Source organism: Flavobacterium sp. CG_9.10 (assembly GCF_015752245.1).
Lineage (GTDB): Bacteria > Bacteroidota > Bacteroidia > Flavobacteriales > Flavobacteriaceae > Flavobacterium.
In genome coordinates this window covers 103,030-120,234 of sequence record NZ_JADOVD010000005.1, presented here as the reverse complement: position 1 = coordinate 120,234, position 17,205 = coordinate 103,030, and the positions used below count along the sequence as shown (strand labels likewise).

Below are 17,205 nucleotides of genomic sequence, written 5' to 3'. Positions count from 1 at the left end.
AAATCAGTAATCTCTATTTCTAAATGTATCTACACAATTCTGACGCTTCTTTTAAAACATTTTTTATACGATTTGAACTCAATCCTATTCTTTCCAGAGAATCAGGATTATTTGCTATTTCTTTTACCAAAATCACATCCAATATCAATAATTTATCTTTTTCGGCTAGAGTTAAAGTCGTTAAACAAGTTACTGGATAAAGAAAATTATTGTCGTTTTTTGTCTTTAAATTATTGTTAACCGGATAATTCCAACTTAACAAATTCAATCCAGAACATTTTGAAAAATCAACTGCATCGGATGTAAACCGATTATTAGTGACAATCCAACAACTGGAAACCATATCTTTCATCGTGAAAATAGGATGCTTTCTATCTTTCAAATCATTAAATCGAGACAAAATATACATGGGAATTTTCACATCGGTTGCCAAATCTCTTCCTACGTGAAACTTACACTCCACCATCGAAATAACATCATTCTTTTTTATCAATACATCAATTTCATGGGACACGCACTTTCCAAACAAAGTCAAATTAGTCACTGTGGTATAATGCTCTGAGGCGAAAAGTCGGGCAATATATTTTTCAAAGAAAAAACCTGCAGGACCTAATAATCGGATTGCTTCCCTTAAATTATAACGTGCTGCATGAGAATTAGCCGTTTTTTTCAATAATCCAAAAGCCATTTTGTAAATTTGCTTAGTGGAAATTCCTTCGTAGATCTCGTTTTGAATCGATTGCAGAATACTTTCAACCACGTTAACACTTGCCCCAGATTTCAAAAGCGAACTTTTAAGTTTGTCAGGATTAAAATCAACAATAACCCCAGAATGTTTGACTATCTTCATCTCATTATTTATTTGATAATAAACAAATTACATAAACTAAAGATACAGATAAAAGGCTACTTAATTTTGTTTTTGATAAAAAAATCCAGGAACAAACAACAAAACAAAAATGGGTTGAATGAGAAATCTTCGAACATAAAAAAGGGTTAAATAATGATGTTCCACATTAATGAAGAGAATAGCGAAGAAAATAATAATTAAAATCAAAAAGAAAACGATATATAAAATGGAAGCAAATTTGACCATTTCGATTTCTTTAAAAAGAACATAAATGATTCCTAATGATATAATAGAATTCAATGCATAACGAAACAATAATCCACCAAATAATTGAAGAGGATCATAGACTGGCAAAGGAAAATTTGTAAAATCACTTTTAAAAAAATCCAAAAAAGGGTCGTAGAATAATTGATCTTCAAATGCACGAATAAGCACCAACAATCCTACCAAAAGAAGGAATAAGGCTAATCTGATTTTATTATTTAATATTTTTCGAAGCATATTTTGAAAAATTACGTACCCATATTACCCATAAAATAAAAACTATCCCATATATAAATAATGGAAAAAGCACACCATGTAAAATTTGCTTTTGATTTGGAAAATGAAATATCAACATGCACAGTAAAGCTATTCGAATAACATTTAAAACATAAATAAATAGGCTTCCGCCAAAAATAAACAGCAAAGTAGGCTTTAGCTTCCCAGAAAATGAGACCACAAAAGAAACAAACAAAATAATTACGCTGATTGCATTACAACCTTCAATAATTCGAGCTACATATTTTTGATTATAAATCAACTTAATAAAGGAATGAGATTGATTATCTTCAATTGTAAAATTAACACCAAAAAATTGCAATAATTGATTCGTGTTCTCGCCGACCATTCTTGTAATAGTATCTAATTTATTTTCTCCAAAACTATTTAGATACCCTTGATAAAGCACAGTTAATACTATGTAAGTAAAAAAAAAGGTGCCTAAAAAAAGCAAAAAAGGTTTATATCGAATAAAATATTTTTTCAAAATCAATTTTTTAACAAATTTATACAAATTATAAAACCGGCTTTAAATACTTTTGCATAAATAAAAATAAAACCATGACATTTCAAGAATTACAACCAAAAGTAACCGAAATAACATTAGATACAACTTTTTCAAGAGACGAAAAACTAAAAGCTATTTGTCAGCTTTTGAGCGACTCAATAGAATATTACAATTGGGTAGGATTCTATTTTGCCAATCATGACACTAAAACACTACATCTTGGACCTTATGTTGGCGCTGAAACGGATCATACGGTAATTCCTTTTGGAAAAGGGATTTGTGGACAAGTGGCGGTTTCTAATGAGAATTTTGTGGTGCCAGATGTTTCAGCTCAAGATAATTATATTGCTTGTAGTTTTACGGTAAAATCAGAAATCGTAGTTCCGCTTTTTGTAAACGGAGAAAACATAGGACAAATAGATATCGACAGTCATGTTATCGATCCATTTACAGAAGCTGACGAGAAATTTTTAGAATTTGTAAATCAAGAAGTTGCAAAATTATATACAGTATAACACACTGCAAATTAAATTCTTAAAGCTTAGAGAAATTTTCTCTTGCCTTTTTAAAAATAAAGATTATCTTTGCACCCGTCTTACAATAGATGTATGACATACATAAAAATCATTAAACAAATATTGGAATGTATTTAACTAAAGAGATTAAAGAAGAAATTTTCGCTAAACACGGAAATGTTACAGACACAGGAAAATCAGAAAGTCAAATTGCTTTGTTCACCTTCAGAATTAGCCACTTAACTGAGCACTTGAAAAAAAATCGTCACGATTATAACACAGAGCGTTCATTAGTATTGCTAGTAGGTAAAAGAAGATCTTTGTTGGATTACTTGAAGAAAACAGAAATCAACAGATATCGTGAGATTATCAAAGTATTGAATATCAGAAAATAATCAATACAAAAGAGGTGCGAAAGTGCCTCTTTTTGTTTTTACATACATTAATAAAAAAAGTTTGGTTTTTCATTGGGTTTTAGGCATTAACTACGCAAACAACAACTACAACACAACTAGAACCCATGTTTAACTAATAAATTAAATTTATGATTCCACAATTATTTGTAGAAAGTATCGATTTAGGTGATGGCAGAAACATCACAATCGAGACAGGTCGTTTAGCCAAACAAGCGGATGGATCTGTAGTAGTAAGAATAGGTAAAACTGTTATTTTAGGAACAGTTGTATCTTCAAGAAAAGCAAGTCCAGGAATCGATTTTCTTCCGCTTACGGTAGATTATCGTGAAAAATTTGCTGCGGCAGGACGTTTCCCTGGTGGATTCTTCAAAAGAGAAGCAAGACCAAGTGATAACGAAGTATTAACAATGCGTTTAGTTGACCGTGTTTTACGTCCACTTTTTCCAGATGATTACCATGCAGAAGTTCAGGTAATGATTCAATTAATGTCTCATGACGAAGACGTAATGCCAGATGCATTAGCAGGTTTAGCAGCATCAGCAGCTTTAGCTTTGTCTGACATTCCATTTGAAACGTTAATCTCTGAAGCTAGAGTTGGTCGAGTTGACGGAAAATTCATTATCAATCCAAGTCGTGCTCAATTAGAATTGTCTGACATCGATATGATGATTGGGGCTTCTATGGATTCTATCGCAATGGTAGAAGGAGAGATGAAAGAAATTTCAGAAGCAGAAATGCTTGAAGCAATTAAATTTGCTCACGAACATATCAAAAATCAAATTTCTGCTCAACTACGTTTACAAGCTGCTTTTGGAAAAAAAGAAACTCGTACTTACGAAGGAGAGAGAGAAGACGAAGCAATTTATGCTAAAGTAAAAGCTGCATCTTACGATATGTGTTATGCTATCGCAAAACAAGGAACAGCAAAACAAGAAAGAACAGCTCAATTTGCAGCAGTAAAAGATGAAGTAAAAGCGTTATTTACAGAAGAAGAATTGGCTGAAAACGGCGATTTAGTTTCTAAATACTTTTATAAAGCAAATAAAGAAGCAGTTCGTAATGTAACCCTAGATTTAGGAACACGTTTAGACGGAAGAAAAACTACAGAAATCAGACCAATCTGGTGTGAAGTAGATTATTTACCATCTGTACACGGATCTGCATTATTTACACGTGGAGAAACTCAAGCCTTGGCAACAGCTACTTTAGGAACCTCTAGAGAAGCAAACCAAATTGACTCTCCATCTCAACAAGGTGAAGAGCGTTTCTACTTACACTATAACTTCCCTCCTTTCTCAACTGGTGAGGCACGTCCTTTAAGAGGAACTTCAAGAAGAGAAGTTGGTCACGGAAACTTAGCTCAAAGAGCCTTAAAAAACATGATTCCTGCTGATTGTCCTTACACAATCCGTGTTGTATCTGAAGTATTAGAATCTAACGGTTCTTCTTCTATGGCAACAGTTTGTGCTGGAACATTAGCATTGATGGACGCAGGTATCCAAATGATTCGTCCAGTTTCTGGGATTGCAATGGGATTGATTACTGACGGAGAACGTTTTGCAGTATTGTCTGATATTCTTGGTGACGAAGATCACTTAGGAGATATGGACTTTAAAGTAACTGGAACTTCTGAAGGAATTACAGCTTGCCAAATGGACATCAAGATTGACGGATTGAAATATGAGATTATGGAAGCAGCATTGGCGCAAGCTCGTGACGGTCGTTTACATATCCTTGGAAAATTAATTGAAACTTTGGCATCGCCTAAAGAAGATGTTAAAGCTTACGCTCCAAAAATTATTACAAGAAGAATTCCTAATGCATTTATTGGTGCGTTGATTGGACCTGGTGGAAAAGTGATTCAAGAATTACAAAAAACAACAGGAACAACAATTGTTATCAACGAAGATCCAACTACTGAAGAAGGTGTTATCGAAATCTTAGGAACAGATCCTGCTGGAATTGAAGCAGTATTGGCTAAAATCAAGTCAATCACTTTCAAACCACAAATGAATGAAGCCTATGATGTGAAAGTAATCAAAATGCTTGATTTTGGTGCAGTAGTAGAATACCTAGAAGCTCCTGGAAATGAAGTATTACTTCACGTATCTGAGTTGGCATGGGAACGCACAGAAAATGTTTCTGATGTTGTGAAAATGGGTGACGTTTTTCAAGTGAAGTACTTAGGTATGGATCCAAAAACAAGAAAAGAAAAAGTGTCAAGAAAAGCACTTTTACCAAGACCTCCACGTGAGGAAAGAAAAGAGTAATCAGATCTTAGTTTACTAAAGGTTTATTTATAGAAAACCCCAATTCATGTATTTGAATTGGGGTTTTTCGCTTTTAATTAAAATATTTTACAAACAATTGTAACTTTTTTGAAACCCCATACGTATAACCATTTGTACACTTAAAAAATTGAGGAGACAAAAACATGAGACAACTTAAAATCACCAAGCAGGTAACTAATCGTGAAACTGCATCATTAGACAAATATTTACAAGAAATTGGAAAAGTTGACCTTATTACCGCTGACGAAGAAGTAGAATTAGCACAAAAGATTAAAGCCGGGGATCAAAAAGCCCTAGAAAAATTGACAAAAGCAAATTTACGTTTCGTTGTTTCGGTAGCAAAACAATACCAAAATCAAGGACTTACACTTCCTGATTTAATTAACGAAGGAAATTTAGGATTGATTAAAGCAGCACAACGTTTTGATGAAACACGTGGTTTCAAATTTATCTCGTATGCCGTTTGGTGGATTCGTCAATCGATATTACAAGCATTGGCTGAACAATCTCGTATCGTTCGTTTGCCTTTGAACAAAATTGGTTCTATCAACAAAATCAACAAAATGTACGCTTTATTAGAGCAATCTAACGAGCGTCCACCATCTGCTGAGGAAATTGCAAAAGAGCTTGACATGACCGTAAATGACGTAAAAGAGAGTATGAAAAACTCTGGTCGTCACTTATCAATGGACGCACCTCTTGTAGAAGGAGAAGATTCTAACTTATATGACGTTTTACGTTCAGGTGAATCTCCAAATCCGGACAGAGAATTAATTCACGAATCCTTACGTACTGAAATCGAGCGTTCATTAGAAACATTAACTCCAAGAGAAGCTGATGTAGTTCGTTTGTACTTTGGTCTTGGTGATCAACACCCAATGACATTAGAGGAAATCGGAGAAACTTTCGACCTAACTCGTGAGCGTGTGCGTCAAATCAAGGAAAAAGCAATCCGTAGATTAAAACACACTTCAAGAAGTAAAATATTAAAAACCTATTTAGGATAAAACAAATCCCAATATTTGAAATTCCAAATCCCAATTTATTTTTTGGAGTTTGGAATTTCGAATGTTGAGATTTTACAGTAAACAACAGTTTGATTGACTGTTCGTTTTTTGATTGATGATTGAAACTCCGGCTGATTACCGGAGTTTTGCTTTTTAGCCCCCTAACCCCCGAAGGGGGAATTAGAAACTTCTAATCTTTCTTTCTATTAAAAAAAAAATGCTTTTTGGATTTGATTTGGGCGTGCCCCTTCGTAAAAACTTCGGGTCGGGCTTTCGGCTTTATCTCTCCGCTACGCTACGAGGATACCACCTCTATCCCTCACGCATATATAGTACGGACAGCTCGAGCTGTCCCTAACGAGCCATCCCGATAAAAAAACTTTCGCATTAATTGTAAAAAAGTTACTTTTGCAGAAACTACAACTTTGTAAAGACGCACTGCAGTGCATCTCAACGTAACAAACAACACAATGAAAAACACAATAATTGCGCCATCAGTACTTGCAGCTGATTTTGCTAATCTGCAACGCGACATCGAAATGATTAACAACAGCGAAGCCGATTGGTTTCACATTGATATCATGGACGGCGTTTTTGTTCCCAATATTTCTTACGGAATGCCAGTTTTGGAAGCGATTACAAGACATGCTAAAAAAACAGTCGATGTTCATTTAATGATTATCGACCCGGACCGCTATATTAAAACTTTTGCTGAATTAGGAGCTAATATTCTAAGCGTACATTACGAAGCTTGCACGCACCTTCACAGAACCTTACAAGCGATTAAAGCCGAAGGTATGAAAGCCGGTGTTGCCATTAATCCACATACTAATATTGACTTATTAGAAGATGTAATCAATGATATCGATTTGGTTTGTATCATGAGCGTAAATCCAGGTTTTGGAGGTCAATCTTTTATTGAAAACACCTACGCAAAAGTTAAAAAGTTAAAAGACTTAATCAATATAAAAGGGGCGACTACACTTATAGAGGTTGACGGTGGCGTTACTAATAAAAATGCAAAACAATTGGTAGAAGCAGGAGCAGATGTTCTTGTTGCTGGTAGCTTTGTATTTAAAGCGGAAAATCCAACAAAAACGATTGCTGATTTGAAACAATTGACAGCTTTGTAGAAAGACTAGTCTCCAATAAAAAAGTCCCGTTCTGCTAAATTATCAGAACGGGACTTTTTTTATTGTTATAATATTCTAAAATGAGGACACAACAAATCCAGAACTCGATTATTTATCCGTGTAATTAATCATTGTTCTTACTTTTTCAAAAAGTTCAGGAAATTCTTTGTTGAAAATATGAGGTGTTTCGAAAAAATGCTCTAAAACTACGGCCATAAATTCTATCTGATTAGTGTAAGCGTAAATCCTGAAATAATTTGATGCAACAAGATTATTAAGAACATAGGGTTGGACTAAATATTCTTTTATTTCAACATAAGCATCCGAAAAAACAATGCTACTTTGATCCCTTCCTTTCAACCCATGAAAATATAAAGCGTGTGAAAACTCATGCAAGCCAAGATTCAGATTGTCACTTTCAAATTCAAATCCTTCCAAGAAATCCTTCCAGGACAAAACTACGGTTTTCATTCTCGGATTAAATTCTCCTTTATGGTATTCTTGATTAATGGTAGAAAAATAGGATTCCGGATACACAATAATTCGATCAAAAACATTGATTAAATAATGCCGCATTCCAAAAGTCAGCATTACGAAAGTAGCAGAAATGAGTATCCTCACTTGATCAGTAACAAAAAAATCTCCTTTCCCTACAAAATCGTACTTGGCAATAAATGCCGCCACACGATGCTCAAAAAATTGCTTTCTTTTAATGGATAACTTTTGGTAAAAGGTAAATTCCTGTTCGAGAATATATTTTTGTGAAGGAGTAAGTTTGCGCGCTATTGGGTACCAATGAATGTAAAGCGGTTTATTAAAAACAAGCACATACAAAGGTTCGATGATAATACTAAAAGCCCATCCAGCTATCAAAATGCTGAAAAATACTATCATGAAAATTTGAAATGTATCCATCTGTTTTATGGCCTAGCATAGGTTGACACACCTAAACTACAAAACTCTAGTTTGAAAACAAAAAAAAGCCACAAAACAGCTAAAGCGAGCTTTACTATTTTATGGCTAATCAAAGTTTATTAGTGGCCGCGACAGGGTTCGAACCTGCAACCCTCAGAGTCGAAATCTGATATTCTATCCAGTTGAACTACGCAGCCAGTTGATTTAAGATTGTTGATATAAAATCGTCAACCTTAAATCTAAATTTTATGTCAATAGCTTTTTTACTATTGTAGAAATGGTTTTCCCTTCGGCAGTTCCTCCTAATTGTGCAGAGGCCAATCCCATCACTTTTCCCATCGCTGCAATACCTGACGCTCCAGTTTCCGCAATGATTTTTGCAATTACAGCTTCAACTTCTGCTTCGCTTAATTGTGCTGGCAAGAATTTTTCGATTACTGCGATTTGTGCCAATTCTGGTTCAGCTAAATCCAAACGATTTTGTTCTGTAAAAATTCTAGCACTTTCCTTACGGGTTTTTACCAATCTCTGAAGCAATTTAACCTCGTCGTCTTCCGTAATTTCTTCTTTTGAACCTGTAGCCGTTTGTGCTAAAAGAATTTCAGATTTAATAGCTCTTAGTGCTTCCAATGCAACAGTATCTTTGGCTCTCATGGCGGCTTTAAGCTCGTCCATGATTTTTATTGATAAACTCATATTAATTTTAGATATTAGATTCTTGATATTAGATTTCCCATTCCACCTGAAAAACTGAACACTGCAACAGAGCACTTAAAAATTGCCCCAGATGGTAGTAAAAAGCCTTTTTGGGAGAAATTGTATTTTTTCTTGAACTTAAAAAGCGACAAGCGGAAGCTCTTTTAAGGGCTTAGAAAAAACCATTTTCGAGAAAAAGCTTGAAACGACAGCTGGATTAAGGCCTGACAAATTTAAAGAAATTAACTGGAATTAACAATAGATTGCTTTCATCTCGTTACACAAAAAAAATAACCCGAAAATTAAATTGAATTTTCGGGCTATCTCATTTTGGTTTGAGTTAGTTAATCTACATTGTCATGTAAATACGAATTGTTTGAACGCAACTGTAAATCATTGTTGCTGTCTGTCCCCACAGAAATTCTCGAATTTGTATTGTTTGGTTGATTGTTTGAGATATCAATACCTAATCTTTTGTAGGCAGGTTCTTTCTCATACTCATCAATTTTAGAAACATTATTATGAAACTTGTAATTGAATTCTTTTAGTTTTTTTCTTCTTTCGTCCGCTCTAAGTTTCAACGTTTCCTCAATTGTCATTTCCATTGGAGAAATACTTTCGAAATGAGTTGGTGCATTTGTAGATGCGTCTACTTGTTTCATCGTGATATTTAACTCGGCTGGAACAGGAACTTCAACTGCTTTCGCAATTGGTTTGGCTGCAAAATCATTCTCAACTTCCATATACTCTTCAAGAGAATATTTGATAATTCCTCTGTCAGACAATTCTGTTACTGGCACAAATTGAACTGCTTCGTTTACTTTAATCTCACGAGTTTCATTCGTTAGTTCAAACAAAACTTTATTTTCTTCCACTTGAGCTACTGGTTCCGTTTTGAAAAGTGGCAGGTCAAAAGAGAAAGCAGTTTGTTCTTGTCTTTCTATAATTTTTGGTTGTACCGCTTTAACTTCTGGTGCAGTGAAAGTAAATTCAATATCCTTAATTGGTGAAACGATTTCAAAAGTCACATCTAAATTTTTTATAAATTCAGACATAACCGTCAATTCTTCTTTATTAATTGTTGGAGCCGTAACGACTGGCGCAGGAGCTACTACTGGTTCAGCAACTAAAGTTGTATCTTCTAATAAATCAAAAACAATTCTTTCGTTAGAACTAGATGCTGGCGTTTCGCTATTTAAATCGAATGCAGCAACTGTTTTATTACTTAGATTATGAACACTTCTTTGCTCGTCCTCTAGGGTATGAATAATTTTTTTAGGTTCTGTATTTACAATTTCATTTTGTTGTTCAATATCAAATCCTGTCGCAATTATAGTAACTGCGATAGCATCCCCAAGTGATTCGTCTTCACCAACCCCCATGATAATATTGGCATTATGACCTGCTTCGATTTGAATATGATCATTAATTTCTCCAATTTCGTCAATTGTAATTTCATTAGTTCCAGAAACGATAAGCAACAATACGTTTTTGGCACCGGTAATTTTATTATCATTTAACAAAGGAGAATCCAAAGCAGAAACAATTGCTTCTTTAGCTCTATTCTCGCCTGAAGACACAGAAGATCCCATAATAGCCGTTCCGCTATTATACAATACTGTTTTAGCATCTCTTAAATCTATATTTTGAGTATAGTGATGTGTAATTACTTCAGCAATTCCTCTTGAGGCTGTTGCCAAAACTTCATCAGCTTTTGAGAACCCAGCTTTGAAACCAAGATTTCCGTACACTTCTCTTAATTTATTATTATTGATAACAATTAACGAGTCGACTTGTTTACGCAATTTATCTATTCCGATTAAGGCTTGTTCCTGACGCACCTTTCCTTCAAATAAGAAAGGTAAAGTCACAATTCCTACCGTAAGAATATCTCTTTCTTTAGCCAATTGCGCAATTACGGGAGCTGCTCCAGTTCCAGTTCCACCACCCATTCCTGCAGTGATAAAAACCATTTTAGTATTGCGATCCAACATTTTTTCTATTTCGGCAATACTTTCAATAGCGGATTGTTGACCTACATCTGGGTTTGCTCCAGCACCAAGTCCTTCAGTCAAATGCACTCCTAATTGTATTTTATTAGGAACTGAACTACTTTGGAGGGCTTGTGAATCAGTATTGCAGACGATAAAATCTACGCCTTTAATCCCTTGTTTGAACATGTGATTTATAGCGTTACTACCGCCTCCACCTACACCAATTACTTTTATTACATTTGATTGATTCTTTGGTAAATCAAATGAAATACTTCCAAATTCTGAGTTGCTCATCATTTTATTTGGTTTTTAAATTCTTGTTTAATTCTTTTTTCTCTACTAAAAGCTTGGGGCAAAAAGGAGATTTAAAATATTATTTATTTTGCTGTTATTCTGCGTTATCTAAGAAATCTTTAATTTTATCAACATATCTGTCAAAAAACGATCTTTGGATTTTATCCCCGGTAGACTCTTCTTGTTTACCTCTAAAGCTTTTTACTTCCTCTTCCATCTCTATTCTAGGAACTTCCACCTCAGTATTTTGCATAACTGGCGGTCTGTAAACAATAGTTTTTGGAGGCTCAATAGCATCCATTCGTACTGCACTTTGAGAATTATTTTGAATGCTATTCATCACCAATCCTACTGCCGTTGCATATAAAGGACTTGAAATCTCCTCATCAGAATCTCCAGCTAAATGCTCGTTTGGATATCCAATTCTGGTATCCATTCCAGTTATGTATTCCACTAACTGCTTGATGTGTTTCAATTGAGCACCTCCACCGGTAAGCACAATCCCAGCAATTAATTTTTTACGAGGATCTTCATGACCGTACGCTTTTACTTCGGTGAAAACCTGATCTATAATTTCTACTACACGAGCGTGAATTATTTTAGACAAATTCTTTAAAGAAATTTCTTTTGGTTCTCTACCTCTCAATCCTGGAATAGAAACAATTTCGTTGTCTTTATTTTCTCCTGGCCAAGCAGATCCAAATTTAACTTTCAATAACTCCGCTTGTTTTTCAATTATAGAGCAACCTTCTTTAATATCATCTGTAATTACATTTCCTCCAAAAGGTATTACAGCAGTATGACGAATAATACCATCTTTAAAAATGGCCAAATCCGTTGTTCCGCCACCGATATCGATAAGTGCAACTCCAGCTTCTTTTTCTTCCTGACTTAAAACAGCATCAGCAGACGCTAATGGCTCCAATGTCAAACCGGACAATTCAATTCCCGAACTCTGAATACATCTCCCTACATTACGTATCGATGATGCTTGACCTACTACAACATGAAAGCTCGATTCTAATCTTCCGCCATACATTCCTATAGGCTCTTTAATTTCCGATTGCCCGTCAATTTTAAATTCCTGTGGTAATACATGTATAATTTCTTCGCCAGGTAACATGGCCAATTTATTTACTTGGTCAATTAAAAGCTGAATATCATTCCCTCCAATTACTTCTTCGGGATTATTTCTGCTAATATAATCTGTATGTTGAATGCTACGAATATGCTGACCAGCTATCCCAACAACGACATCTTTAATCTTATAACCTGAATTATTTTCAGCTTCCTGAATTGCTTGTTGGATAGATTGAATAGTTTGAGTAATGTTATTCACAACACCTCTTGCCACACCCAAGCTTTTGGATTTTCCAATACCCAAAATCTCTAATTTTCCGTACTCATTTTTCTTGCCTATCATGGCAACTATTTTGGTTGTCCCAATATCTAGACCTACTGCAATATTCTCTTTTTCCATTATCTATTATTTAGTGCAAACTACTTGTTCCGTAAATCTGAGATCTATTTTTTTATATTTATACAACGAACTATCTAAAACTGCTTTTTGAAAAAAAGCTTTATAATTTTTAAATTTACGCTCAACATTTATCATTCTGCCAAAATCAATTTGGTAATCAAAATTTCTGTTGAGCATTAATAAGCTACCATTCGGCATAATTTGAATCCCAATGATGTTTTTTTTCAAAAACGCATCGTCATAGATTATGCGAAATAAATCGGCTAAATCTTCGTTATTTTTTTTATTAATCCCCCCCGAAACAAGTGGAACTCTAGCTGTAAAATTTGTTGACAATGGCATTCTACTTCCTTTGTAATCAATATAGAAAGACCCTTCATCATTAAAAACTCTGGCTATAGGAGTCTTTTGTTTCACCACTGCTTTTAGAACACCGTCGATACTCACAAATACATCTGATTTTTCAATCATTTCTTGTGCATCTAGAATTCTTTCCAGCTTATTCAAATCTAAATTAACTTTTTGAATGCTCGATGCATCTTTTTTATTTTCTATTAACAATTTATTAACCGTTTCTTGTCTTACAAAAGGAGCGTCATCTCCTACAAAAACAACCACAGATTTACTCACTTTTCTATTCGCGTTTCGATTCGAAGTAAACGAAAACAGAAAAATCACCAATGCAAACATGAGTACTAATCGAATATTTGTCCAATTAAAGAGTTTCATTTATCGCTTTTTTAATTGTTGGTACCAGTTCTCCAATATCTCCCGCGCCAATAGTTACAATAACTGTTGCATCGCTGGCTAAAATGGTTGGAACTAAATCATTTTTATTTACCAATTTTATATTATCATTCGTCATTTTATCCATCAACCATTGCGATGTTATTCCCTCCATCGGTAATTCACGAGCAGGATAAATATCCAACAAAACAACTTCGTCAAAAGCAGATAAACTTTTCGCAAAATCATCTGCAAAGTCTCTGGTTCTGCTAAATAAATGGGGTTGAAAAATAGCCAAAACTTTTTGATTTGGATACAATTCTCTAACTGCCTGATGCACCGCATTTATTTCCGTTGGATGATGCGCGTAATCATCAATGTAAACTAAATTATCTGTTTTGATTTGGTAGGAAAACCGTCGCTTTATTCCTTTGAATGATGCTATGGCTTTTGCAATGGCATCGGTTGGGGTGCCGAATAATTTTGCCATTGCCATAGCCATTAATGCATTCATTAAATTGTGTCTTCCAGGTAATCCAAATTGTAAATCTTTTATAATTTCGGTTGGAGTTTGCACATCAAACACATAACTTCCATTTCCTATTCGAACGTTAAAAGCCTTATAAACAGCCTCTTCATTGACCGCACAAGTAACTCCTTCAATATGTAATTCCTTCGTTATAAATAGATTACTTTTATCTTCTACTTTAGATGCAAATTCTATAAATGATTCTTCTATTGCTGCTGTTGTTCCATAAATATCCAAATGATCGGCATCCATCGAGGTAATACAGGCAATATTAGGATGTAAATGCAAAAACGAACGATCAAATTCATCTGCTTCAACAACAGTGACTGTTTTACCGCTTCCTATTAAATTTGAATTATAATTCTCTACAATTCCCCCAATAAAAGCAGTAACATCAGCACCACTTTCATATAAAATATGGCCTAAAATACTTGAAGTTGTTGTTTTACCATGAGTCCCAGCTACTGCAAAGCAAAAAGTGTCCTTAGTAATTATTCCTAATACCTCTGCTCTTTTTTTAACATTATACTCTCTTTCCAAGAAATAATTCCACTCGGAATGAGCTTTAGGAACTGCTGGAGTAATAATAACTAACGTGTTTTCCAAGAAGTAATCTTTTGGAATCAAATCAATATTATCTTCAAAATGAATTGAAATACCGCTTTCTATTAATTCATCGGTAAGCATAGTTGGTGTTTTATCATAACCCGAAACTTGCTTTCCGATATTTTTGAAATAACGAGCCAAAGCACTCATACCGATGCCTCCAATTCCTATAAAATAGACGTTATGTATTTGATTTAAGTTCATTTATTTAGGTCTTTACTCTATTATCTATTCTTTTTTTTATCTAATTAACTTTACAATTTCATCAACAATTTGTTTTGTTGCTTCAGGCATTGCTAATTGTTTTATATTTTCACTCAGTTGATTTTGTTTTCCCTGGTCTTTCAGTAAGGCTTCAAAAACAAGACCAAATTGCGAATCAAGTTCACTTTCCTTCAACATAATCGCTCCTTTTTTATCAACAATTGATTGAGCATTTTTAGTTTGGTGATCCTCAGCAACATTAGGCGAAGGAATAAAAATTACAGGTTTTCCCACAATGCACAACTCCGACACTGACGATGCACCTGCACGAGAAATAACGATATCAGCGGCAGCATAAACTAAATCCATTCTTTCGATAAAAGCCATTACCTGAACATCACCTTCATTATATTTATTATAATCTTCAAAATATAATTTCCCGCATTGCCAAATAACCTGAACATTTTGAGAAAGTAAATTATTTAATTCTTTTTCAATTAATTGATTTACTCTTCTCGCACCCAAACTTCCTCCAAGAACCAACAATGTTTTTTTGTTGGTATCCAAATTAAAATTCAGTATTGCTTCTACTCTTTTGTTTTCAATTCCAATTAAATCTTGACGCACCGGATTCCCTGTCAAAATCATTTTGCTTTTAGGAAAAAAACGCTCCAGATTTTCATAAGCCACACAAATTTTGTTTGCTTTTTTACTTAGCCATCTATTTGTAATTCCCGGATACGAGTTTTGTTCTTGAATCACGGTGGGAATTTTAGCTATCGCAGCGACTTGTAATAATGGTCCGCTTGCAAAACCTCCAGTTCCTATAACAACATTTGGTTTAAACTCTCTGATTATTGTTCTGGATTTTAATAAACTTGCAAATAACTTAAGTGGAAAAAGTGAATTGTCAAATGTCAATCGTCGTTGAATACCAGAAATCCAAAGTCCTTTAATTTTATAACCAGCTTGAGGGACTTTTTGCATTTCCATTTTATCCTGAGCTCCTACAAAAAGAAATTCAGCATCTGGAAAACGAGATTTTAATTCATTGGCAATCGCAATCGCAGGATAAATATGTCCTCCAGTTCCGCCGCCACTTAATATGAATTTGTATTGTTTCATTTTTATAATGTTACTGAGTTCCTATGTTTTCAAAAATTATTTAATCCTAAAATTGATTACTTATTTAAAACTGCATTCATTGGATTCTTAGCCTTATCCACAATGGAATAATCATTATTTTTAGTCTCTTCCTCCTCTAATTCTCTGTCAATTAATTTTTGCAAGGCCTCTTCTCTCAAAGCAGAGTCTTTTAGTTCCTGAGCAATTTCTTCTTCTTTTTTGGTTACACTTATTATTATTCCAAGTGCAAAACAAGTCATCCAGATGGAACTTCCTCCACTACTTATCAACGGCAATGTTTGTCCCGTAACCGGTAATAATTCTACTGCAACTGCCATATTAATCATTGCCTGAAATATCATTGGAAAACCTAATCCTATAACCACTAATTTGCCGAACAACGTCTTCGCTTTATGAGATGCAATAACAAATCGAAACAACAACAATAAATATAAAGCAAGCACTCCTAAACCTCCTAGTAGTCCATATTCTTCCACAATAATGGCATAAATAAAATCCGAAGAAGATTGTGGTAAAAAATTCTTCTGAACACTTTTACCTGGACCTAAACCATATATTTTACCAGATGCAATTGCGATTTTAGCCTTCTCGATTTGATAATCATCTTCATCGGGTTTATCCGTGCTAAAATTATCTATTCTGCTTTCCCAAGTATGGACCCTGCTAAAAAATCTGGAATCTGGAAAAGCCTTAGAAAGCAGCACAAAAAAAGCAAGAAATATTATTCCTGTTCCTATAATAATTCCAATATATTTTAAAGGATATTTACCTATAAAAGCCAACATCAATATCATTGAGAAAATCAGTGCTGTTGTAGAAAAATTGGCAGGTAAAATCAAGATTAAAGTAAAAAATACGGGCAACCAAAGCTCCCATAAAGAGGACTTGAATGTTATAGGTTCTTCTCTAGTTTTGGACAAATAACGAGCTACAAATATAAATAACACAATAGAGGCTAATGTCGACGTTTGAAATGTTATCCCAATAAATGGTACTTGAATCCATCGACTGGCATTGGCGCCAGCTATAACTGTTCCTTTAATTAATGTATAGGCCAGTAATATCCAAACAACAGGTAATCCTACTTTAGAAATTGCTCTAAAATAATGATACGGCACTTTATGAACCAAGTAAATAATGGTAAAACCAATACAAATGTGAGCCAGATGTTTTACCAAATACCCCAATGTATTTCCGTTTCCTTGACCTATATAAGCCAAATTACTACTTGCACTAAAAACAGGCATAAACGAAAACAAGGCCAATAAGGCCACAAATGACCAAATCCCTTTATCTCCTTTTAAATTGCCTATTAGTTTTTTCATTCTTTCTTTTTGTTTAAAGTTTTTTTCGTT

At 34.3% G+C, this 17,205-nt stretch carries 16 protein-coding genes and 1 tRNA gene; 5 read left to right on the top strand and 12 right to left on the bottom strand.

The window, feature by feature from the left end:
• Window positions 1-19: 19 nt before the first annotated feature.
• Genes IWX84_RS05890 through xrtF form a run of 3 tightly spaced genes read right to left on the bottom strand, consistent with a single transcriptional unit; the run spans window position 20 to window position 1,877 of the window.
• On the bottom strand, window positions 20-850 hold the full coding sequence (locus IWX84_RS05890; RefSeq protein ID WP_196849819.1) for an ATP cone domain-containing protein: 831 nt from the start codon (window positions 848-850) through the stop codon (window positions 20-22).
• 60 nt (window positions 851-910) lie between these two features.
• Complete coding sequence (locus IWX84_RS05885; protein WP_196849818.1) at window positions 911-1,351, bottom strand: exosortase F system-associated membrane protein; 441 nt, start codon at window positions 1,349-1,351, stop codon at window positions 911-913.
• The gene (gene xrtF / locus IWX84_RS05880; protein WP_196849817.1) at window positions 1,329-1,877 is read right to left on the bottom strand and encodes an exosortase family protein XrtF; all 549 of its coding nucleotides are present in this window, start codon (window positions 1,875-1,877) and stop codon (window positions 1,329-1,331) included. Before xrtF ends, IWX84_RS05885 begins: the two co-directional genes overlap by 23 nt.
• 74 nt (window positions 1,878-1,951) lie before the next feature.
• Here xrtF and IWX84_RS05875 point away from each other — a divergent pair, with 74 nt between their 5' ends.
• The 5 genes from IWX84_RS05875 (at window position 1,952) to rpe (ending at window position 7,260) form a co-directional block, all read left to right on the top strand.
• Window positions 1,952-2,413: a GAF domain-containing protein gene (locus tag IWX84_RS05875; protein ID WP_196849816.1), complete on the top strand. Its 462-nt coding sequence runs from the start codon at window positions 1,952-1,954 to the stop codon at window positions 2,411-2,413.
• Window positions 2,414-2,541: 128 nt separating this feature from the next.
• Entirely contained in the window at window positions 2,542-2,808 is a 267-nt protein-coding gene (rpsO, locus tag IWX84_RS05870; protein ID WP_196849815.1) for a 30S ribosomal protein S15, read from the top strand.
• 149 nt (window positions 2,809-2,957) lie between these two features.
• A complete protein-coding gene (locus IWX84_RS05865; protein WP_196849814.1) occupies window positions 2,958-5,099 on the top strand; it encodes a polyribonucleotide nucleotidyltransferase in 2,142 nt (713 codons plus the stop codon).
• Window positions 5,100-5,263: 164 nt separating this feature from the next.
• Entirely contained in the window at window positions 5,264-6,127 is an 864-nt protein-coding gene (locus IWX84_RS05860; protein ID WP_007137700.1) for an RNA polymerase sigma factor RpoD/SigA, read from the top strand.
• A 470-nt stretch (window positions 6,128-6,597) separates the two neighbouring features.
• Complete coding sequence (gene rpe / locus IWX84_RS05855) at window positions 6,598-7,260, top strand: ribulose-phosphate 3-epimerase (protein ID WP_196849813.1); 663 nt, start codon at window positions 6,598-6,600, stop codon at window positions 7,258-7,260.
• Between the two features lie 108 nt (window positions 7,261-7,368).
• On the opposite strand, the gene IWX84_RS05850 is transcribed toward rpe, so the two are convergent.
• The 9 genes from IWX84_RS05850 to IWX84_RS05810 all read right to left on the bottom strand — a co-directional run bounded on the left by IWX84_RS05850 (window position 7,369) and on the right by IWX84_RS05810 (window position 17,175).
• The gene (locus tag IWX84_RS05850) at window positions 7,369-8,175 is read right to left on the bottom strand and encodes a zinc-dependent peptidase (protein WP_196849812.1); all 807 of its coding nucleotides are present in this window, start codon (window positions 8,173-8,175) and stop codon (window positions 7,369-7,371) included.
• Window positions 8,176-8,298: 123 nt separating this feature from the next.
• A tRNA-Arg gene (locus IWX84_RS05845) sits at window positions 8,299-8,372 on the bottom strand.
• Between the two features lie 49 nt (window positions 8,373-8,421).
• Window positions 8,422-8,871 carry a GatB/YqeY domain-containing protein gene (locus IWX84_RS05840; protein WP_196849811.1) on the bottom strand — a complete coding sequence of 150 codons (450 nt, stop codon included), beginning with the start codon at window positions 8,869-8,871 and terminating at the stop codon, window positions 8,422-8,424.
• 344 nt (window positions 8,872-9,215) lie between these two features.
• The gene (gene ftsZ, locus IWX84_RS05835; protein WP_196849810.1) at window positions 9,216-11,162 is read right to left on the bottom strand and encodes a cell division protein FtsZ; all 1,947 of its coding nucleotides are present in this window, start codon (window positions 11,160-11,162) and stop codon (window positions 9,216-9,218) included.
• 91 nt (window positions 11,163-11,253) lie between these two features.
• Window positions 11,254-12,639 (bottom strand): cell division protein FtsA, encoded by a 1,386-nt coding sequence (gene ftsA, locus IWX84_RS05830; protein WP_196849809.1) that lies wholly within the window; start codon window positions 12,637-12,639, stop codon window positions 11,254-11,256.
• A 6-nt stretch (window positions 12,640-12,645) separates the two neighbouring features.
• Complete coding sequence (locus IWX84_RS05825; protein ID WP_196849808.1) at window positions 12,646-13,368, bottom strand: cell division protein FtsQ/DivIB; 723 nt, start codon at window positions 13,366-13,368, stop codon at window positions 12,646-12,648.
• Window positions 13,355-14,704, bottom strand: a complete 1,350-nt coding sequence (gene murC, locus IWX84_RS05820) for a UDP-N-acetylmuramate--L-alanine ligase (protein ID WP_196849807.1) — start codon at window positions 14,702-14,704, stop codon at window positions 13,355-13,357. Before murC ends, IWX84_RS05825 begins: the two co-directional genes overlap by 14 nt.
• A gap of 36 nt (window positions 14,705-14,740) precedes the next feature.
• A complete protein-coding gene (gene murG / locus IWX84_RS05815; RefSeq protein WP_196849806.1) occupies window positions 14,741-15,829 on the bottom strand; it encodes an undecaprenyldiphospho-muramoylpentapeptide beta-N-acetylglucosaminyltransferase in 1,089 nt (362 codons plus the stop codon).
• A 56-nt stretch (window positions 15,830-15,885) separates the two neighbouring features.
• Entirely contained in the window at window positions 15,886-17,175 is a 1,290-nt protein-coding gene (locus tag IWX84_RS05810; protein ID WP_196849805.1) for an FtsW/RodA/SpoVE family cell cycle protein, read from the bottom strand.
• Between the last annotated feature and the right edge of the window lie 30 nt (window positions 17,176-17,205).